The sequence below is a fragment of the Enterococcus sp. DIV2467a genome (assembly GCF_050532945.1).
GTDB classification, from domain to species: domain Bacteria; phylum Bacillota; class Bacilli; order Lactobacillales; family Enterococcaceae; genus Enterococcus; species Enterococcus faecalis.
This window is the reverse complement of record NZ_CP172896.1, coordinates 483,566-502,410: the sequence shown is the minus strand read 5'-3', so window position 1 is coordinate 502,410 and position 18,845 is coordinate 483,566. Positions and strand designations below refer to the sequence as shown.

16 protein-coding genes are annotated in these 18,845 nt (G+C 38.9%); 7 read left to right on the top strand and 9 right to left on the bottom strand.

Translation table 11 applies throughout. The features are described from left to right. Window positions 1-14: 14 nt before the first annotated feature. From allC to sylA, 5 genes are all read right to left on the bottom strand, one after another. Window positions 15-1,238 carry an allantoate deiminase gene (gene allC, locus IGL80_RS02335; RefSeq protein ID WP_002383320.1) on the bottom strand — a complete coding sequence of 408 codons (1,224 nt, stop codon included), beginning with the start codon at window positions 1,236-1,238 and terminating at the stop codon, window positions 15-17. 181 nt (window positions 1,239-1,419) lie between these two features. Further along, the gene (gene allB, locus IGL80_RS02330) at window positions 1,420-2,784 is read right to left on the bottom strand and encodes an allantoinase AllB (protein ID WP_002404332.1); all 1,365 of its coding nucleotides are present in this window, start codon (window positions 2,782-2,784) and stop codon (window positions 1,420-1,422) included. Further along, a complete protein-coding gene (allW, locus tag IGL80_RS02325) occupies window positions 2,785-4,281 on the bottom strand; it encodes an allantoin permease (RefSeq protein WP_002375657.1) in 1,497 nt (498 codons plus the stop codon). A 594-nt stretch (window positions 4,282-4,875) separates the two neighbouring features. Beyond that, window positions 4,876-5,388, bottom strand: coding sequence for a GNAT family N-acetyltransferase (locus IGL80_RS02320; RefSeq protein WP_002404333.1), 513 nt, complete (start codon window positions 5,386-5,388; stop codon window positions 4,876-4,878). A gap of 18 nt (window positions 5,389-5,406) precedes the next feature. Beyond that, window positions 5,407-5,859: a transcriptional regulator SylA gene (sylA, locus tag IGL80_RS02315; RefSeq protein WP_173965710.1), complete on the bottom strand. Its 453-nt coding sequence runs from the start codon at window positions 5,857-5,859 to the stop codon at window positions 5,407-5,409. A 192-nt stretch (window positions 5,860-6,051) separates the two neighbouring features. Here sylA and IGL80_RS02310 point away from each other — a divergent pair, with 192 nt between their 5' ends. Further along, complete coding sequence (locus tag IGL80_RS02310; RefSeq protein ID WP_002359120.1) at window positions 6,052-6,744, top strand: hypothetical protein; 693 nt, start codon at window positions 6,052-6,054, stop codon at window positions 6,742-6,744. Between the two features lie 166 nt (window positions 6,745-6,910). Here IGL80_RS02310 and IGL80_RS02305 read toward each other — a convergent pair whose 3' ends face one another. Further along, on the bottom strand, window positions 6,911-8,572 hold the full coding sequence (locus tag IGL80_RS02305; protein ID WP_025186160.1) for a SulP family inorganic anion transporter: 1,662 nt from the start codon (window positions 8,570-8,572) through the stop codon (window positions 6,911-6,913). A gap of 175 nt (window positions 8,573-8,747) precedes the next feature. Here IGL80_RS02305 and IGL80_RS02300 point away from each other — a divergent pair, with 175 nt between their 5' ends. After that, a complete protein-coding gene (locus tag IGL80_RS02300; protein WP_002359118.1) occupies window positions 8,748-9,815 on the top strand; it encodes a choloylglycine hydrolase family protein in 1,068 nt (355 codons plus the stop codon). 51 nt (window positions 9,816-9,866) lie between these two features. Here the strand turns inward: IGL80_RS02300 and IGL80_RS02295 are convergent, their stop codons facing one another. From IGL80_RS02295 to IGL80_RS02285, 3 genes are all read right to left on the bottom strand, one after another. Continuing rightward, a complete protein-coding gene (locus IGL80_RS02295) occupies window positions 9,867-10,523 on the bottom strand; it encodes a glucose-6-phosphate 1-dehydrogenase family protein (RefSeq protein WP_002359117.1) in 657 nt (218 codons plus the stop codon). A 24-nt stretch (window positions 10,524-10,547) separates the two neighbouring features. Next, complete coding sequence (locus tag IGL80_RS02290; RefSeq protein ID WP_002359115.1) at window positions 10,548-11,756, bottom strand: chloride channel protein; 1,209 nt, start codon at window positions 11,754-11,756, stop codon at window positions 10,548-10,550. 207 nt (window positions 11,757-11,963) lie between these two features. Next, window positions 11,964-13,622 (bottom strand): PucR family transcriptional regulator, encoded by a 1,659-nt coding sequence (locus IGL80_RS02285; RefSeq protein WP_173951082.1) that lies wholly within the window; start codon window positions 13,620-13,622, stop codon window positions 11,964-11,966. A 127-nt stretch (window positions 13,623-13,749) separates the two neighbouring features. On the opposite strand from IGL80_RS02285, the gene IGL80_RS02280 reads away from it, so the two are divergent. From IGL80_RS02280 to IGL80_RS02260, 5 genes are all read left to right on the top strand, one after another. Then, a complete protein-coding gene (locus IGL80_RS02280; RefSeq protein WP_002404336.1) occupies window positions 13,750-13,989 on the top strand; it encodes a hypothetical protein in 240 nt (79 codons plus the stop codon). 272 nt (window positions 13,990-14,261) lie between these two features. Continuing rightward, window positions 14,262-14,615, top strand: a complete 354-nt coding sequence (locus tag IGL80_RS02275) for a DUF2877 domain-containing protein (RefSeq protein WP_229203090.1) — start codon at window positions 14,262-14,264, stop codon at window positions 14,613-14,615. Next, window positions 14,593-16,152 (top strand): acyl-CoA synthetase FdrA, encoded by a 1,560-nt coding sequence (gene fdrA / locus IGL80_RS02270; protein WP_002404337.1) that lies wholly within the window; start codon window positions 14,593-14,595, stop codon window positions 16,150-16,152. Before IGL80_RS02275 ends, fdrA begins: the two co-directional genes overlap by 23 nt. Continuing rightward, window positions 16,139-17,563 (top strand): DUF1116 domain-containing protein, encoded by a 1,425-nt coding sequence (locus IGL80_RS02265; RefSeq protein WP_002359112.1) that lies wholly within the window; start codon window positions 16,139-16,141, stop codon window positions 17,561-17,563. The genes fdrA and IGL80_RS02265 overlap by 14 nt, the downstream gene beginning before the upstream one ends. 42 nt (window positions 17,564-17,605) lie before the next feature. Further along, entirely contained in the window at window positions 17,606-18,787 is a 1,182-nt protein-coding gene (locus tag IGL80_RS02260) for a hypothetical protein (RefSeq protein WP_002359110.1), read from the top strand. The last annotated feature ends 58 nt before the right edge of the window (window positions 18,788-18,845 follow it).

Here is an 18,845-nt window from a genome sequence, read left to right as displayed (position 1 = left end):
CTTCCTTTTCTATCTTATTTATACGCTAATTCATATAAGGTATCTGCTAAAAGCTTGACGCCTTCAACCAAATCTGGAAATGCCGTTGCTTCAGCTGGATTATGACTAATCCCACCAATACTTGGCACAAATATCATCGCTGTCGGGTAATGGGGCGCAATAATTTGCGAATCATGCCCAGCGCCACTATGCATCATACGATACTGATACTTGCCTTCTTTGGCTTTTTGTTCAATAACTTCTACAATTGCTTGATTCATCGGTACAGGGGCTTCATCCATCCAGCGGTCAATTGCAATCGTTAAGCCTAATTCTTGAGCAATTGTCTTCATCCGTTCTTCTAATTCACCGGTAAAATGTCGTAAAAAAGCAGCGTCGGTATGACGGCAGTCAATTGTAAATTCCACTTCTCCAGGCACCACGTTGACTGTATTGGGTTTCGGAATGACTTTGCCGAATGTTAAAACTAACGGATCCCCAATTTCGTTTGCACGATCAATGGCTTCTGCACAAATTTTAGCAAAGCCGTACACCGCATCATGACGGTAACTCATTGGCGTAGTGCCTGCATGATTGGCTTGCCCTTTTAAGTTAACCGTGTAGCGACGTTGCCCTACAATACTATGAACAACACCGACTTGGAGCTTTTCGTTCTCTAAAATATTGCCTTGTTCAATATGAATTTCGACAAATGCTTCAATGTCCTCACGTCTAGTTTGCTCCTGCCGAAAATCAAAGCCTTGGCGATGCATCTCATCAACAAACTTTTTGCCTTCGTTGTCAGAGATGTCGACTACTTCTTCACGTTTGGCTTCACCAACGACATTTTTGCTTCCCCAGAAAACCGTTGGAAAACGACTCCCTTCTTCTTCAGCCATGGAAAGCACTTCTAGAGAACGCCGTGGTTTCCCATATTTGTCTAATAAATATTGAACAGCCGTCATGGAAGCAATAACACCATATTGACCATCTAAGGTTCCACCATTAACTACTGTGTCAATATGCGACCCAGTTAAAATCGTTTCCTGAGGAAATTCCGTTCCTGCCACTCGACAAAACAGATTCCCGACTTCGTCAAATTGCGTTTCCAGTCCAAACGCCTCAGTTTGGCTTTGCACATACTTTTGTGCTGCCAACCACGAATCTGTATAAAGTAAGCGTGTCATCCCTCCTGCAGGATCACTCCCAATTGCTGACAACTCTTCGATTCTTTGTTTTAAAACTTTTTCCAAGTCCATCACAAAACCTCCTGACTGATTACACTCTGATTGTAAACGTTTCCCTAGTCATCTTCATTGTACTTATCAAACAAAATTAAGCCTTTTTTTGTGCAAAACAACCAACGAACATCCTCTAACTCGTGGACAGAGGCGCTAATTCAATTACGCTTCTGTCCCTTTTCATTTCTAAAATAGGTGTTTAATTTTTGATAAATATGCCGTTAAACGCCTCGGTTACCCCAGTTTCTTGTGCGTAAATTGTTTCGCCTCTTAAAATTGTTTGAATCACTTGGGCCCCAATTTCACGACCAATGTAAGGACTAATTTTATTTCGATATTCTAAATCTTCTGCTTTTAAGATATACGGCGCATTAGGTTTAATTAGTACAAAATCGGCATCCTTCCCAATGCTGATGCGGCCCTTTTGTGCTAAGTGATAACGGTCAGCTGGGTTTGCTGCAATCAGATCCGCGAATTGTTTCAAGGATAAACCACGTTTTTGGACGGCTTCATCGAATAACACATCGACGTTATTTTGAACACCAGAAATGCCGCCCCAAGCTTCAAAAGCATTGGTTGTATCTTTTAAGTCTGGCGTACAAGGAGAATGGTCAGAGGTTACAAACGCGATGCCGCCTGTTTGCACGTGGTTCCATAATGCGGCTTGTTGGTCCGCGTCACGAATCGGCGGCGAACATTTGACAACTGGACCAATGGCATCAAGTTCATCCGTGGTAAAATATAAATAATGCGTACATGTTTCACAAGTCACATCTACCCCTTCTGCTTGGGCTTTTAAAACTTCTTCCACGCCTTCTTGACAAGCCACATGACAAATATGAATCCGACAACCTGTTTCTTTGGCAAATAAAATGGCTTTTTGAATCGCTTCAACTTCGGTAAACACAGGACGTGTAGCTACATATGCCGCTAAAGTCGTTTCGCCATTTTGATAAGCTACCGCGCCTAATTTATCCGTAATTGGCGCATTTTCTGCATGGATTGCTAGCACTTTGCCAGTCTTGGCGACTTGTTTCATTCCTTCATATAGTGAATAATCGTCGACATTTTGAAAATCTCCTTCAATTGAACGATCGCCGCACGTTCCCAAAAAGCATTTATAGCCGGAAACGCCTCCTTCATCAAGTTCCTGAATCCCACCAGCCAAGTTGGTCGGGACCACGCCGCCAAATGACCCTACATCTACTTTTAGTTTATTTTCTCCTGCCTTGTATTTGATCTCAAGAGAGGTCTTATCCACAGTTGCTGGAATCTGATTTAAAGGCATTTCCATAAAGGTCGTCACGCCCCCTTTGGCACAAGCGGCCGTTCCTGTGACATACCCTTCCCATTCATCGCGGTAACCACCACCAGGATCGGTAATATGAACATGAGCATCCACCATCCCAGGACTAACGACTAAACCCGTCGCATCAATCACACGTTCTCCTGACAAGTCTTGCCCAATCGCTACGATTTTTCCTCCTTGAACGGCGACATCCGTAATGACTTCTCCAGTTTCTAAAATAACTAACCCGTTTTTAATCACTAACTCTGCTTGCATTTATTTTCCCTCCTGATAAGCTGTTTCTTTCACTTTTTTTGAATCCCAAGTCCATTTTTTTAACACTAAGTACAGCACAAAACCTGTGGCAAAGCCCACAAACCACGAAATATCAGCAATGATTTTAACCTGTGGAATAAATTGACCACTTAAGGAAAGAGCCAACGCTAGAATAGTAGCGACATATGCCGGCTTGTTTAATCCGTAAAAAGGATTAGCTTCCTCTTTTTTGTGTTTATCTACGTATAAAGCATTTAAATCAATTTGTTGCTTTTGAACAAAATAATAATTCGCAATCATCACACCAGCGACTGGTCCTAAAACAGCCCCAATTGCGTTCAGAAAAATAAAAATACTATCGGCGTTTTCCATCAGTTTCCAAGGCATAATAAGAAAGCTAATAACACTGGCAATCATGACGCCTTTTTTATACGTCATTTTTTTAGGAAACAGCGCCGCCAATTGATAACCTGCCGGAATGATGTTCCCCGTTGCATTCGTTGAAATAGTCGTTAATAAGAAAACCGACATGGCTAAGACCACCACCGCCACATTATCTAAACGATCAATAATGTTTAAAATATTCCATTCTTGAATCCCAAAATACAGCGAACCACCTAACAGAATAACCACACTGGAAAAAGCGAAAATCCCATAACCAACAACTAAACCTGCTGTTTGCCCTACAACCTGAGCACGTGTCGAGCGAGCATTCTTAGTAAAATCCGCCACACTCGCACCAGGCGCTGACCAAACGGCCACAACCGAATTAAAAATAATCAGATACGCCACCAGTGGATTGACTGAACGAATCGCACCAGAAACTTGATAGGACAAAATTGGTGTTAAACCTCCCCCAGCTCGAATGGCCCAAATCGTTAATCCAATAATAACGACATAAATCAACGGACTTAAAATGGCGGTAAAACGGTTCAAAATTTTGCTACCACCGAAACCTATTGCCACATTTAAGAGCCAGAAAAGAGTAAACGCCATTAATTCAGGTAGCCTGAGACCAAAAAACTGGAATGATCCACCAATTTCTAAAAAGTTCGGCCAAAATTTCCCGAGAATAATTAATAAAGCCAGCGATCCTGTAAATGTTTGCAGACCAAACCAAGCAATCGCGGCCACACAACCTCTTAAGAACCCTGGCAGTTTTGCCCCGAGACTGCCGTAAGTAGACTGTAAGTGCATCGCAAAAGGAATGCCATATTTAGAGCCAGCCACGCCATTCAAATTCATGAAAGTTGCTACAATGAATGAGCTTAACACAACTGCCAGCATAACTTGCAGCGGCGATAAACCTAAGAAAATAAAGCCGCCCACTGCTGCATAATTCGGGATATTATGAATCGAACCCATCCATAATGTAAAAAAATTGCGCGCGCCCATTGTCCGTTGTTTCGGGCTACTTGGCAACAAATCCTCATTGTAGCCACGTGCTTTCATCGCTGTTTCTTCTTGAGCTGTTACTTGAGACACATTTTTCTCCACGACAAACTCTCCTTTTTATTAAAAATTTTTTTCTATTAAAACACCCTGCCTTCTCTTTTTTGTCACTTTTGCACAAACATGCGTACTACTCTCATCACACAAATTGTAAGCGCTTTTTATAACAACAATCATTAGTTACCCCAACTAAATAACAAACGATTCTTTGTTCACTTTGAACGAAAAAATAGCAACCTTTTTTATATCGTCCTCTCACTCTAGAAAGTAAGAAACAAATCTTTTTATTCACATATTATGTACAACTTCTCTTTTTCAATGCTAAAATACGCTTATTATTAAAAATGACATAAATAAATTATACAATTAAATGAAATCCAACACAACATTTTTTAATCAAACACACACAAAACAGATAAACTGAAGTGGATTTTCAGGAAGAGACCCATCCTGAAAAAAGACGCTGACAAAAGAGTTTTCTCACAAGATTGACAACTTTTCACAGATTCAAAATCTTCTTTTTCAATTTTTACGTTTTAAAAAATAACATTTTGAAAATAAAAAATTGCTTAATTTTAATCAAAAAAATAAACAAAGATTTCTGATTTTATCAGAAATCTTTGTTTCTAAATTTTCTTGCTATAATTCCTTTAACAAAATAAAATCCGTCTGTTCATCGTCTCCCATAAAAAATGAATGTTGACTGTAATAGCGGTAGCCAATCGTTTTATAAAATGCCCGCGCCGCATCATTGTGTTCCCAGACACCTAGCCACAGTGCGTTTTTACCAAATTCACGAGCTTTCTCTTCCGCCAGTTCTAACAATTGTGTCCCCAGCTTCTTTCCTTTAAACGCAGGCAAAATATACAATCGCTCAACCTCGAGCTTTTCTGTCCCCATCGGTTCCGTTTGTGCCCTCTCACGATTTAATTTCATGTAGCCAGCTAATTGATTATCGACAAAGATAAAATAAAAGTCAGAGTGGGGATTAGCCAATTCCTTTTGTAATTTTTCTAAATTGTAGGCTTCTACTAAATAGGCTTGCATATTTTCTGGGGTATTATATGGTCCGAAAGTATCTGTATAAGTTTCAATGCTGATTTCTTGTAACGCTGGTGCATCTTCTATTGTTAATTGTTTTATTTCTCCCATCAATCAGTCGTCCTTTCCTTAATAATTTCGAGTGTTCCCTTTTTTGACAAATTCCCAATCTTCGCTGACATTTTTACGCATCCGGACTAAGTAATCTGCCAATTGTGAAATTTCCATTTCTGACAAGCCTTGCAAAGCAACTTGATTCGAGTGTTGATTTTCGCGCACAATGATTGGATAAACGTTTTTCCCTTTTTCTGTGGCATAAATCCGCTTAATTTTTTTGTTGCTTGCATCTTCTTGACGATAAATAAAGCCTTGTTCTTCCAAACGCTTAATCGCCCGCGCCGCTGTGGTTCGATCAACTTTAATCAGTTCGGCGATCTTTTCTTGGATAATTCCAGGATTTTCACAGACCCTGACCAAATAAAGATATTGTCCTCGTGTTAAAGATAATTCCTTAAATTCAATATTACTGATTGAATCTAAGGCCCGCGCAATCATGCCAATTTCTCTTAAAATATCTGTCACTAGGACACTTCCTTTCGCTAATATTTTATGATTGTCATTACTTTAACTTATTTTTGTTGCAAATGCAACAAAAATAAGTATAAAAACTACAGATTTAAACAATTTGAGCATTCGTGAAAATAAAATAATTATTTCTTTTGTTATATTAACAAGTAAGATAAAATTAGTTATAGCGTCTATAGGAGGAATAGTATGAAAAAATTATTTTGTGTTATTTTAGTTATTTTTTTAACAGGTTGTAGTTCTCAAAAAGCGAATGAACCTAAAAAACAAGAAAATCCTATCAATCATACAACATCAATAAAAAGCAGTACTAATCATTACAGTTCTAGCACAGAAACAAGCTCTAGTAATAAACTAAAAGAAGCTTCAGAAAGTACCAGTACCACTCAGGCTTCGTCAAAGTCTAAAAATGAAGTATCCACAAATGTCGAAGAAACAAATTCTTTAGAAGCAACACCTTATGCTGTCGATCTTAGTAGCTTAAACAATCCACTCGTATTTAATTTTAAAGGAATGAATGTGCCAACTTCAATTACGTTAGAAAACTTAAATTCAACACCAACTGCTACCTTCCGAACTAAATTGTTTGGGGCTGAAAATGGTCAAGTGAAAGAAGCCATTAATAAATATGAGCTATCTATAAATACAATTCCTACAAAAGAGATTAGAATATTTTCAGCGGCCGATAACAGTATTCGCACCGTTAAAGTAAATACAGAGTTAATTTTAGGAACTAATATTTCTTCAAACGATGAACAAAATAGATCGGGCACTTTATACTTATTCAACAATAAAAATGGTTCGATATCTTTAATCACTCCTAACTACGCAGGCAATGTTACGGATGATCAAAAAGACGTTATGCTAGAAGTAATTCAATAAATAACCAAAAAAAAATAATAAAGAGAAAACTTCATACTGAGAAGTTTTCTCTTTATTATTTTTTTAGGAACTCCTCTAGAAACTCGTTTTAGTCCCCACTTATTTTTCTTATTTCTTCACCCATTAAGCCCGCGATAGAAAATAGAACATTTTATTTGAAAATGAATTATTGTTCTGCAATATGCACCGTTTGTAAAAATTCTGCGACTGAGAAATGGTATTCTTTCTCTTGATTTCCTTGAATGGTTCGAATCATTTTTTCAACTTCTGGTTGCAGAGCGGCAAATTGAACTTGTTGTCCACGACCTTCTGCTGCAAGACAAAATTCTTCTAAAATATCTAACGCCGTACTATCAATGCTAGGAACTCCTCGCATTGAAAATACTACACCACTTTTTGTTTCCAATTGCAGTAACGTTTGTTTCAATCGTTCAGAAGACATGAAAAATAACGGGCCACTCAAATAAACCACCACCCAATTTTCCGTACAATCGGTCGGTACTAGCCCCATTCTTGACCAATCAACTTCCTCGACATTAATCGTAATCACGGCACTTTTCGCAATGAAAAACAGGCAACCCGCTAAGACCCCTAAAACAATCGCTAAACTCAAGTCAAAAATAACGGTCGCTACCATCGTTAAGAAGAATAAACATAAGGCTGTGTGGAAACGTTTCTGGAAGAATTCTTTAATCACCGACCATTCATTCATTCGCCACGCTGTCACCACTAAAACACCAGCTAACGCAGGCATGGGAATTTTAGACATGACTGGCGATAAAAGCAACATCGATAACAATAAAAAGACTGCATGAAAAATACCCGCTAAACGTGTTTGCGCACCAGATTTAATCACTACGCTCGTGCGGGCAATCGCTGCCGTTGCAGGTACGCCACCGAAAAATGGCAAAATTAAGTTGCCAATTCCTTGTGCCACTAGTTCCTGATTACTGTCTAATGGTTTCCCTGTCATGCGACCAGCCGAAGCGCCACAAAGCAAACTTTCAATCATACCTAACATAGCAATGCTAATCGAAGGCACCAAAATATCCTGAAACGCACTTAATTGAAGCGAACCAATTTCCAAACGTGTATCACTAAAAATACTTGTCGGAATTTTCCCTACAGTGGCCACTGGCAGTTGAAAAACCACTGTTGCTAACGTAGCTAAAATAATCATCACCAATGAAGCTGGTATCATCGCATTCCACTTTTTCGGAAAGAATACTAATCCAAGCACCACTAAAATCGACATAACCGTCGTTGGTATACTTAAATCAAAGCCCAATGAACGATAACTGCTGATTTTCTCAATTAAATTGTGGCCTTCTGAACGAACCCCAAAGAAATTATCAAGCTGCCCCAACGCAATAATAATAGCAATTCCCGAAGTAAACCCGGTAATGACCGGTGACGGAATAAAAGAAGTCAAGCTCCCTAAACGCAAAATCCCTGCCAAAAGCAAGAAAATTCCCGCCAAAAAGGTGGCCAACAAAATCCCTTGCATGCCATGCACTGCCGCAATTGACATTAAAATAGCTGCCATCGCACCTGTTGGTCCTGAAATTTGATAAAACCCACCCGAAAGGCTCCCAATCACAATTCCAGCGATAATCGCCGTGATCATGCCAGCTGCTGCAGTGGCGCCGCTAGAGACCCCAAACGCTAACGCTAACGGCAACGCGACGGCTGCGACAGTCAAACCTGCCAAGAAATCTTTTTTCAATTTTTTTTGATTATACCCTTTAAATTCATCCCTTATCATTTGTGTGTACTTTTTAAACATTCGCATCCTCTTTTCATGAAATTTCCATTCTAAAGATATCATATTTTCGGAAAGATAATAAGGTGTTTTGTGAAGGAAATCGCTAAAAATTTTTTTCACCTCATTTAGACAAAATTGTCTAATATTTTAAGAATTTAGCCACCGCTGTTTCCTAGAGTATGATATGCTTAACTAGTAAACAGGCTTCACAAACTTACATTAATTGGGGGAAACTATTATGTGTACAGGCATCAAGATTATTTCCAAAAAAAATGATATTTTTTATGGACGTACGATGGATTTTACGTTTGACTTTTTTGGCAACGAAGATCCAATTGCACCAAAAATCCCTACTCTAATTGCTCAATTTCCAAAAGGTACAGTTCTAAATAGCCAACTAAATCCTTGGACGGCAAAATATTCCTTTATGGGACTAGCAATGTCAAGCACAGATCAACCAGCGAACGATGGTAAAACCGTCAGCCTTGCTATCACAGATGGTATCAATGAAGCCGGCTTATCTGGTGATATTCAATATTTAATGGAATCTTCAACAGCACCTGCTGAAAGTTTAGCAGATCGTGGTTTAACACCTCATATTGCAGAAGAAGTTCTCGCTTATATTTTGAGTAATTTTGAAAGCGTTGACGAAGTAAAAGTAGCTTTTGAAAAAATCGGCCTGTTAGATCAAAAATTCCAACTTGATTCATTGGGGGAAGTTCATTTTACCTTACACTGGACCATTAATGATAAAAATAATAATAGTATCGTTTTGCAACCAACAGATAACGGAGCGTTCGTCATTTATGATTCGATTGGCGTAGTCACAAACAGCCCAGAATACAATTATCATTTAACCAATGCACGAAACTATATCGGGATGCGCAACTATGCTATTAAGGAACCTTACACTTTAAAATCAGGCGCAACACTTGACCCAATTGAAGGTGGGACTTCTTACGGACTATTAGGAATCCCAGGAGACTTCACTTCGCCGTCACGCTTCATTCGTGCGTTATACTATTCTGACAATCTCCAAGAATTTGATAGCTCTGAAGGGATTATGCAACTCTATCGCGCCTTCCAAACAGTGATGATTCCTCGGGGGATTGGCCATTTAGGTCAAAGTAATTCTCTGTCTGATTTCACACATTATTGGTCAGGATATGATGTAACTAATTTAACCATGTATGTCCAACCAGAAAGTACTACCTCATTTACAAAATACACTTTGGATCCAGCTTTAACAGAAGTTACTACTTTTGCTGTTTCTAACGAGCTACTACTGACAGATTTAAATCAATAAAAACACAAACAACGTCTCTGACCAGGTCCTTGGTCAAAGACGTTGTTTCGTTCATTTTTCAGATAATGCGTTATACAACGGCGCTAATTCTTGAAGCGCCTGACAACTTTTTTCTTCAATCGTTTCAAGCTTTTCCGTCGCAAACCACAACTTACCGATCTGAAATGAACGATTGCCTATCCGCTCTTCTAGAATTTTCCGTTGTTTTTCATCTGCTAAATAATCTTTTAAAGGCAAATGGTCCACTAGTTCATGCTCCTCCTGCGGCCAAATATAATAGCCTTCGCAGTCGATGGTTTGACTCCAAGCTTCTAAACGATTAAGCAATTGATTGTAAGCGACGACTGAGCCTGTCCGCTCCTCACTTTTGTAATGTTGAAACATCAAATACACTTGAAATTGCTTTTTATTTAATAACAACGCCAAACAAGCATTTTCCGCTTGACGTTGCTCACTGCGATACGCAGCCCAGAAATGACTGCGTAAATTCCAGCCGTTGGTCCAGCTTTCGACTTTCGGCTTAGTTATGCCGAGTTCAGTTGGTAAACCTTGGGCGATTGCGAGGTTTAAGGCTTTCCACTTTTCCCAATGTTGCTTGTAGTTTTGCTTTAAAGCATCGATTTCTGCTGGTGTTTGTTGCTCTTTGAGTTGTTTAAATGTGAAGATTTCTCGGTTGAATAGGTTGAAGTCTTGATGGGTTAGGTTCATTTTATTCCCTCTTTTTAGTATCTTCTAGTTACTCTTAATAATTTTATTTTTCAATAGCCATTGTAAAAATAACACAAGGACTAAAATTGGCCAAAGCGTGATTGGGAAAAAGAGCCCTACAAAAATGCCTGGTACAAGAATCGTCCCTAAAATCTGTGTTGTTAAACTCGTAGCAAAAATTGCGACAACAAAAAGCGAGTCAATTGTTGGGAAAAATTGCGCGACCGCAAACCCGATTAAAATAGCTGAAAAAACGACGGGAAAAATATCGCCACCTATCCAACCTGTCTGTAAACAAACTTGTAAAAATACTAGTTTCATTATCGCAGCGATTACCAAGATATACCAGGCTTGTTGACTACCAAAACTAGGAACTAAATGCATAAAAGATTGTCCTGAAAATAGTAATCTTGGCATTAAAATAACAAAGAGAAAAATACAGGCTGCACCAAAGGTTACCAGTATGCTTTGCTTTTCTTCAAAAGGTTGGCATAGTTTAGCCAGAGCAGCTTGCAACCATTGATAGGCGTTACCAATCACAAAAGCAGTTAATAAAGCGGGTAAAATCAGCCATAACGAAGCCATTTCAATTTTTCCAGTTCCTAACTTCGTAATAAACGATGGGTGTCCCACCAATTTCATTAAAAAGGTAAACACCACCAACCCGTTCACAATAAATAACCCGTTCATCACTTGTTTCAGTTTCTTTTTATCTACAGGAGCGAGCATCGTATCGTAGCGCTGAACAAACTGTTGCGGATGCAGCAAGCGCTGAATTTTTGTCCAAAATACTTGCTGTTCTTGCTCGTCATAATGAAAATAAAGGTATCGTAACTTATCAGATTGCCAGACTGACAACGAAATAATTGCTCCCAACAATGCAGCTTCAGGACCGACACCAGCCCCGAAAATTAAAATTACCAAGGCGGCCAATAAATTTCTAAACACACCTGAATAATCGACCGATTGTTTCGCCTTCAATTCTGTCAGAGCCTCATGCGCCGTTTGTGGTATTTGCCCGAAGCGTTTCTTCAGATAACTCAATACCAACGCTCCTAGCACACACAAGACAAAATAATAGAGAATTGGCCATTTCATTTGCGCTGGCAACACTTCCCAGAGCAGAGTCGTTAGCTCTCCTTCAATGATTAAAAATGCTCCTGAAATTCCCGCGATGATACTACTTAAAAATAACCCACTGACGATAATTGTCCACATTTTTCTGTTACGCATACTTCCTCCAAATGATAGTTGTTTCTTTTATAGTAGCAGATAGTTAGTGGTTTGTGTTTGAAGATTTTGGGAAGGATTTATTTTTTTGAAAAAATTGAGGTTATGAAAAGATTCCATTTTTTATTGATCAAATTATCCTTCTTGTATAATCGTTTCTTTTAGCTATATATATTCCATTAAATTAAAAACCGCCACTTATATTGCTTCTTAAGTTCCCACAAACAACGCCACTTCCAGCGCCAACAAGTCCACTTCCTTATCAAAATCCAACAGCACTAGCTGTTCAATTTTCTCCAATCGCTGTAATAAAGTATTACGATGAATAAAGAGTTTTTTGGCTGTTTGAGACAAGTTTCGTTTTGATTGAAAATAGACATTCAGTGTATGGACAAAGTCGGTATGTTGCTGTTGATCACTTTTCTGCAATGGTTGAAGATATTTTTTTCTGAGGGTTGCTTGTCCTTCTTCTAAAAAATAACGTTGCAATGTCTGTCTAAAATGAAAATTCGCGTAGGAAGCAATCCTCATTTCAGGTTTTTCTGCAACGAATTGGCGTTGAAAGGCTAAAACGTCAATCGCTTGTTGATACGATTCATGAATCTGGGTCAGACCTTGAATCTTAGGTACTATTGTTAGGAAAAGTTCCACATCTTCTTGTACTTTCATTAACTGATTTATGCTACTTTTTGCTAGGCGTTGCATCATTTTCAGATAATCGCCTTCTTTTTCAGGTGGATCTTCAACTAATAAGACAAAGGAACTGTCAATTTCAATACAAACAATTTTTTGTTTGTCCCCTAAGATAACTTGGTTTAACTGGTTACCTAAAATAGACATTCTTTCTTGCCTTTGGCGTTCATTTAAGGTTAATGAAATTAGCAAAATCGCATAGGGCTTATCTATTGCCAAGCGATAATACTGTTGAAATTGTTGGAAAACAGCTTGATCCCTCTTTTCATGCGCAATCAGCTTAAAAAATAATTCGTTTCGTTGTTGGTATTCTTCAAATTTCCGTGAGTATTCCAATTGCAATTGTAAAAGTAAGTAATGAGCTGTGATTTTAAAATGAGCCACATCGACTGGCCGTAATGGGGCCAAGGTGTTCCAGACGAGTAAATAATATAAAATAACATTTTTCTTTTTAATTGGATAAATTTCAATTGACACCACTTGGTTCTGGAGTTTCAACTGTAAATGAATCGGTTCTTGATAAAAGCGTAATAATGGATGACTTTGTTCCAGCAATTGTTTTTGGAACTCTGAGGTTTCTTGTCTATCTTCTAAAATGCTAGAAATACGAATTGGATTTTTAGGCAAGTCAAAAAAATTAACTCCTTCAAAGTGGTCATTCAATAACAAGACAGGATTTTGAATGGTTTCTGCTAGATCCTGCAGCAAATGAAAACTGCTACTTCCCGTTTCTAAGATTTGGTAAATTTTATTATGCAATGCGGTTTCTTGCGCATTCATGTCAAATTGTTCTAACGTGACACGACTTTTCAACACGTCAGCAATTTGCGAAAAGGTGTAATTGTAAGGAATTGCTAAAATAGGAACGTTCATTTCATCTGCTAATTTGATTAGGTCTGGTGGAACTTCTTCAAAATAACGTTGGGTTTTAAATCCTAAGGCAGCACAATGGTGTTTAGCTAGTTCTTTCAAAAAATTTTTCTGTAATTTCCGATCATCTTTAAATATGTACCCTGTCGTTAACAGCAGCTCACCTGCTGTTAGCCAATCTAAAATATCAGGATTTTCTAAAATATTGACTTTTAAAATCGGTTGGTCCTGATTTTTATGTCCTGCCACTAAGGTAATGCCAGGTAATTCTTCTAACGTTAATAAATCACTCACTTTTAACATCATTTATCCTCCCAATGTACAAATTGTCCATTCAAACTTGTAAATCAATGTCATTTTTAGCAATTGTTTAGCGTTCTGGATTCTTTTATTATGAAGTCGTGAAAGCGCTATTAAAAAGGAGGTCGTTGGAATGATAAAAATTTTAGCTTATGACCAAACGATTTTATCGAAACTCCCTCATCAAACATTGACTAGTTTGCAATGTTTTACGCACGCTATTAATTATGGTCATGTAGACACCCAAGAAATTCTCTTGACCATTTCAACGCATCCCGAACATATAGCACCTAACACGATTATACTCGATGAAAAAAACTTAGCCATTTCGCTGATTTACCTGTCCAAATTGAGCCCCTGTTTATCCGGTTAGGCCGACGACAATTAACCCTAGCCGATGCCCAAATTTGGCAACCAACGCCACTTTATTTAACACCCAGTAAAACAAAAATAGCTATTTTTTTAACGTATATTCAGCAAACTCGTTTCAATCCTTGGCAAGCGCTTTTTCCTGCTTCGTCGTCAACCTTTCTTTTTGATTCTTATAGTCGGACCCAGATTCAAAAAGAAATGATTCATTTTCAACAGGCTTGGGAGCAAAAATCTTTTAAAATAGCTCTTGATTGTTTAACGAAGATTTTGGGATTGGGGATTGGTTTAACTCCCACTGGCGATGATTTTATCACAGGATTACTTGCTAGTTTTTCTGCATTACAGCAACTTCCCTCGAATTTCCAACAGCTGGCTGTGCTAGCCAAGGAACGAACGAATGCGGTCAGTTATGCGGAAATCCATGAAGCAGTGAACGAACGGTTTTCTCAACTAGTTCAGCGTGTTTTTTTATCAATTGAAAGTGGAAATACAAACGAAATGGCTCAAGCGGTTTCAGCTTTAGAGGAGGTGGGCTCAACTTCAGGAAGCGACATACTTTGCGGCATTATTTTTGGTTTAAAACTATTTTGTGAGGAGAATAATCATGACAATTCAAACAGTAATTAAAGAGAACGCCTATTTTGATTCAGTTACTTTAATGACCATTTCAACACGAGCCAATGAACTGGCTGGAGTTAAAACTGCAATGATTGGGATGGGAACCGACATGAATCTTGAAGTGATTCGGAATGTTGGTTTATATACACCCGCCTTGGATCATGTTACAACGGGTGATTTATTAATTGTTTTAGATCTTGATGACCAAGCGAACTCAGAAGAAATTTTACAGCAAGTCGACGAGTTATTTACAAAGAAAAAGAAAACCGCTTCTTCTGAAGTAACCTATAAGACGTTAGATTCAGCCCTTTATGAAGAGCCTGATGCCAACTTAGTTGTAATTTCTGTCAATGGAAAATTTGCTGCACGAGAAGCGCATAAAGCTTTAGATCAGCAAAAACACGTCATGCTCTTTAGTGATAACGTGACGGTTGACGAGGAATTAGCGTTAAAACAAAAAGCACACGAAAAAGAACTGTTTGTGATGGGCCCTGATTGTGGAACAGCGATTATTAATGGCGTCGGGTTATGTTTTGCTAACGAGGTACGTTCAGGAGATATTGGAATTGTCGGCGCTTCTGGTACAGGCAGCCAAGAAGTTAGTGTCCAAATCCATAAATATGGTTATGGGATTTCACAATTAATTGGTACTGGCGGCCGTGATTTGTCTGCTGAAATTGGTGGGCTGATGATGCTTGACGGACTGGATGCTTTAATGGCTGACGAACAAACTAAGGCAATTTTGCTTATTTCTAAACCGCCTGCTCCAGAAGTAACAGAGAAAATTTTAAAAAAATTAGCTGTTTCAACTAAACCAGTTGTTATTTATTTTATCGGCAGTGAACAAACGGAACGAAAAATAGACAACGTCACTTTTGCTACTTCTTCTCTGGATGCAGTTCAAAAGGTGATTCAATTTAGTCAAACACAGGAAGCGGAACCCAGCCTCTATCAAAATCCGACAGGCGCAACGTTAACAGCTATCCAACAGCAACAAACCCCTTCTCAAAAATTTGTTCGTGGGTTGTTCTGTGGTGGCACTCTTTGTGATGAACTTTTATATGCTTTAACAGAAGTCTCTGATGATGTTTATAGTAATATTCATAAAATTCCTGAACGACAATTAGCAAATCCTGACCACAGCCAAGCACATACATTGATTGATTTCGGTGATGATCGTTTCACAGAAGGCCGCCCACATCCAATGATCGATCCGACTTCTCGGATTACTCGCATTCTTCAAGAAGCCAAAGATCCTGAAGTGGCAGTTTTAGCGTTAGATTTTGAATTAGGTTATGGTTCTCACGAAAATCCCGTTGGTGTGTTAGCAGAGGCGTTAAAGGAAGCCAAAGCAATAGCGAAAGCAGATGGTCGTGAGTTAGCCATTATTGGCTATGTTTTAGGGACCGAAGAAGATCCACAAGATATTCATGAACAGCGGAAAATTTTAGAAGATTTAGAGGTTCTCGTTGTCGACAGCAGTCATCAACTTTGCGAAGCCACCAAAACTTTTGTAAAAGGAGCGAACGAACATGAGCAGAAATGATCTTTTTAAACAGCCTTTAGATACGATCAATGTAGGCATTGACTTTATTCATGAAGATATGAAAAAACAAGGGATTCCTTCACATCAAGTAAATTGGGCACCGCCAGCCAATGGTGACCCAGAGCTATTGAAATTATTGGATCAATTAAAAAATCCAACACTTTATGAAAAAATCCAACAAGCCAACGAAGAAGCGGTTACCCGCATTATTCAATCAAAACCTATTTTAGTAGGATTTGATAAAGCAATTAATGTCATGCCCGATATGACTGAAACGACCATTTTACATGCTGGGCCACCCATTACTTATGAAAATATGTGCGGACCGATGAAAGGTGCCGTTCAAGGAGCGCTTGTTTTTGAAGGATTAGCAAAAGATCTAGCTGATGCCGATCGGGTTGCTCGTTCTGGCGCGATTACGTTTTCTCCTTGTCATGAACATGATGCCGTTGGTTCTATGGCTGGCGTGACTTCTCCGAATATGTACGTTCATATTATCAAAAATGAAACGTACGGCAACACGGCTTTTACTAATTTAAGTGAACAATTGGCGAAAGTTTTACGATTTGGTGCAAATGATCAATCCGTCGTGGATCGCCTGATTTGGATGCGCGATGTTTTAGGTCCATTACTTCATGATGCCATGACTTTTTGTCCAGAAGGCATTGATTTACGCTTAATGCTTTCGCAAGCCTTGCATATGGGCGATGAGTGCCATAATCGCAATGTAGCCGGAAGTACGTTGTTAGTCCAAGCATTAACACCTTACATGGTTCAAACTGATTTTTCTCGTGAACAATTAAAAGAAGTATTTGAATTTCTTGGCAGTTCTGACTATTTTTCTGGTCCGACTTGGATGGGCGCCGCTAAATGTGCGTTAGATGCTGGGCATAATGTGGAGAATAGTACAATTGTCACCACCATGTGTCGCAACGGGGTCGAATTTGGGATTCGTGTCAGTGGGATTGGCGGAAATCACTGGTTTAAGGGGCCTGCCCAACGGGTGATTGGTCCGATGTTTGCTGGTTACACACAAGAAGATGCTGGTTTGGATATGGGCGATAGTGCTATTACAGAAACGTATGGTGTTGGCGGATTTGCTATGGCAGCTGCACCAGCAATTGTCCCATTAGTTGGCGGAACAGTGGCAGAAGCATTGAATTATTCAAAAGAAATGCTGGAAATTACTACGAAAGAAAATCCCAATGTCACGATTCCTGTTTTAGATTTTATGGGGATTCCTTCAGGCATCGATGTCTTAAAAGTCTTAGAAACAGGGATGCTGCCTGTCATTAATACTGCTATTGCTCATAAAGAACCGGGGATTGGTATGATTGGCGCTGGATTGACTAATCCGCCAGCAAATGTCTTTAACGAGGCACTAAAAGCTTTAGTAGCTAAAATAAACTAATTTCAAAAACTTAGTAAAATGTCATTTTTTTGGAGCGATCATATGAAAAATAAATCGATCAATTACGAAGCCGTTTTAGCTCTTGTTGTAAAAATTTTTTTGGGAATGTTCCTGTATTGGATCATGAATGGCTTTCGACATGTGTCTAACTTTTTTCCTTACAATGACGTAGTTACCAAAGTGAATCAGCAGGGATTTTACAAATTTATCTATTTTGTTATGAACTTCACGGAAGGGGAATTTTACGGTGGACTTTTTACAACGCTTTTCTTACTAATCGGCGGTCTGATTGCTTGGCAACTTTATCGGAAAAATTCAAAATGGCAGGGATTTGCAATTGCTGGTGGTTCTGGTGCTTGGCCTTGGGTACTTGCTTCTCAGCTACTTTCCCTCTTTTTAACTATTTATGTTTTTGATTTTACACGCTTTTTTACAAAAGAAGTGTTGTGGTTACCAACGTTTATTGTGGTGGTCGGCACGCCGCCAGCTTTAACGCTCGTTTATGGTCCTGGCTGGAAAAAATTAGGAACGATTTCTCTGTTGAGTGCGCTTTTCACCTTTCCGTTTGCCAATTGGCTGAATGCGCAATTGATGCCCCTTTTAAATGTACCTGGGACAGTTTCCAACGTTACCACAATGGCTTTTGTTGGCTGGATTGTTTCAGCCATCTGTCATCAACTTCCTTGGATGGTTCCTTCTGTTGCACCAATCGCTCAGAAGCGGCAAAAACAACCTAAAATTGAAAATACGCAAACCTTTCAATGGTCAATACGACGCACTTTTGCTGACTTCTCCGAAGCTTGGTTTTATGGAAATGAGTTAGTTGGAGGTTTGGTAATTCTAGGCGTTTTAACAGATTGGTTTGTCAATATTAATCATATTACAAATGGTTCTGGCTTGGTTCCTGACATTTTAATGGGACAAATGATTGCTTCGGCTGTTGGTGTTTTTCTTTATCGAAAACATTTCGCTGAAGAAGGTTGGTATCCAACGTTTATGCCACTGGTCAGCATTGTTCCTGGTGTGATTTTAATGATGGGTGGTGGCTTTTGGCTTTCCCTGACCATCGCCGTTTTAGCAGGAATTAGTGCGGCCCCTGTCGGTAGCTATATTGCTAAACGATTACCTCCGTTTGTTCCTGGTGCTGTCGGCTTTGTATCAGGAATGGCTGTTGTAACCATTTTATTGTCAGCCGTTTTGCATACATTTGATATTTTTGTATAGTGAATAAAAAGAAGCGAATGACGATTCGCTTCTTTTTTTAATTGACCAATCCCCTTTT

Coding starts and splice junctions, on each gene's coding strand:
- IGL80_RS02295 (WP_002359117.1), bottom strand. CDS start 10,523: ATGAACCTAACCCATCAAGACTTCAACCTATTCAACCGAGAAATCTTC.
- IGL80_RS02265 (WP_002359112.1), top strand. CDS start 16,139: ATGAGCAGAAATGATCTTTTTAAACAGCCTTTAGATACGATCAATGTA.
- allC (WP_002383320.1), bottom strand. CDS start 1,238: ATGGACTTGGAAAAAGTTTTAAAACAAAGAATCGAAGAGTTGTCAGCA.
- IGL80_RS02320 (WP_002404333.1), bottom strand. CDS start 5,388: ATGGGAGAAATAAAACAATTAACAATAGAAGATGCACCAGCGTTACAA.
- IGL80_RS02260 (WP_002359110.1), top strand. CDS start 17,606: ATGAAAAATAAATCGATCAATTACGAAGCCGTTTTAGCTCTTGTTGTA.
- IGL80_RS02285 (WP_173951082.1), bottom strand. CDS start 13,622: ATGATGTTAAAAGTGAGTGATTTATTAACGTTAGAAGAATTACCTGGC.
- IGL80_RS02300 (WP_002359118.1), top strand. CDS start 8,748: ATGTGTACAGGCATCAAGATTATTTCCAAAAAAAATGATATTTTTTAT.
- IGL80_RS02290 (WP_002359115.1), bottom strand. CDS start 11,756: ATGCGTAACAGAAAAATGTGGACAATTATCGTCAGTGGGTTATTTTTA.
- IGL80_RS02280 (WP_002404336.1), top strand. CDS start 13,750: ATGATAAAAATTTTAGCTTATGACCAAACGATTTTATCGAAACTCCCT.
- fdrA (WP_002404337.1), top strand. CDS start 14,593: ATGACAATTCAAACAGTAATTAAAGAGAACGCCTATTTTGATTCAGTT.
- allB (WP_002404332.1), bottom strand. CDS start 2,784: ATGCAAGCAGAGTTAGTGATTAAAAACGGGTTAGTTATTTTAGAAACT.
- IGL80_RS02310 (WP_002359120.1), top strand. CDS start 6,052: ATGAAAAAATTATTTTGTGTTATTTTAGTTATTTTTTTAACAGGTTGT.
- IGL80_RS02305 (WP_025186160.1), bottom strand. CDS start 8,572: ATGATATCTTTAGAATGGAAATTTCATGAAAAGAGGATGCGAATGTTT.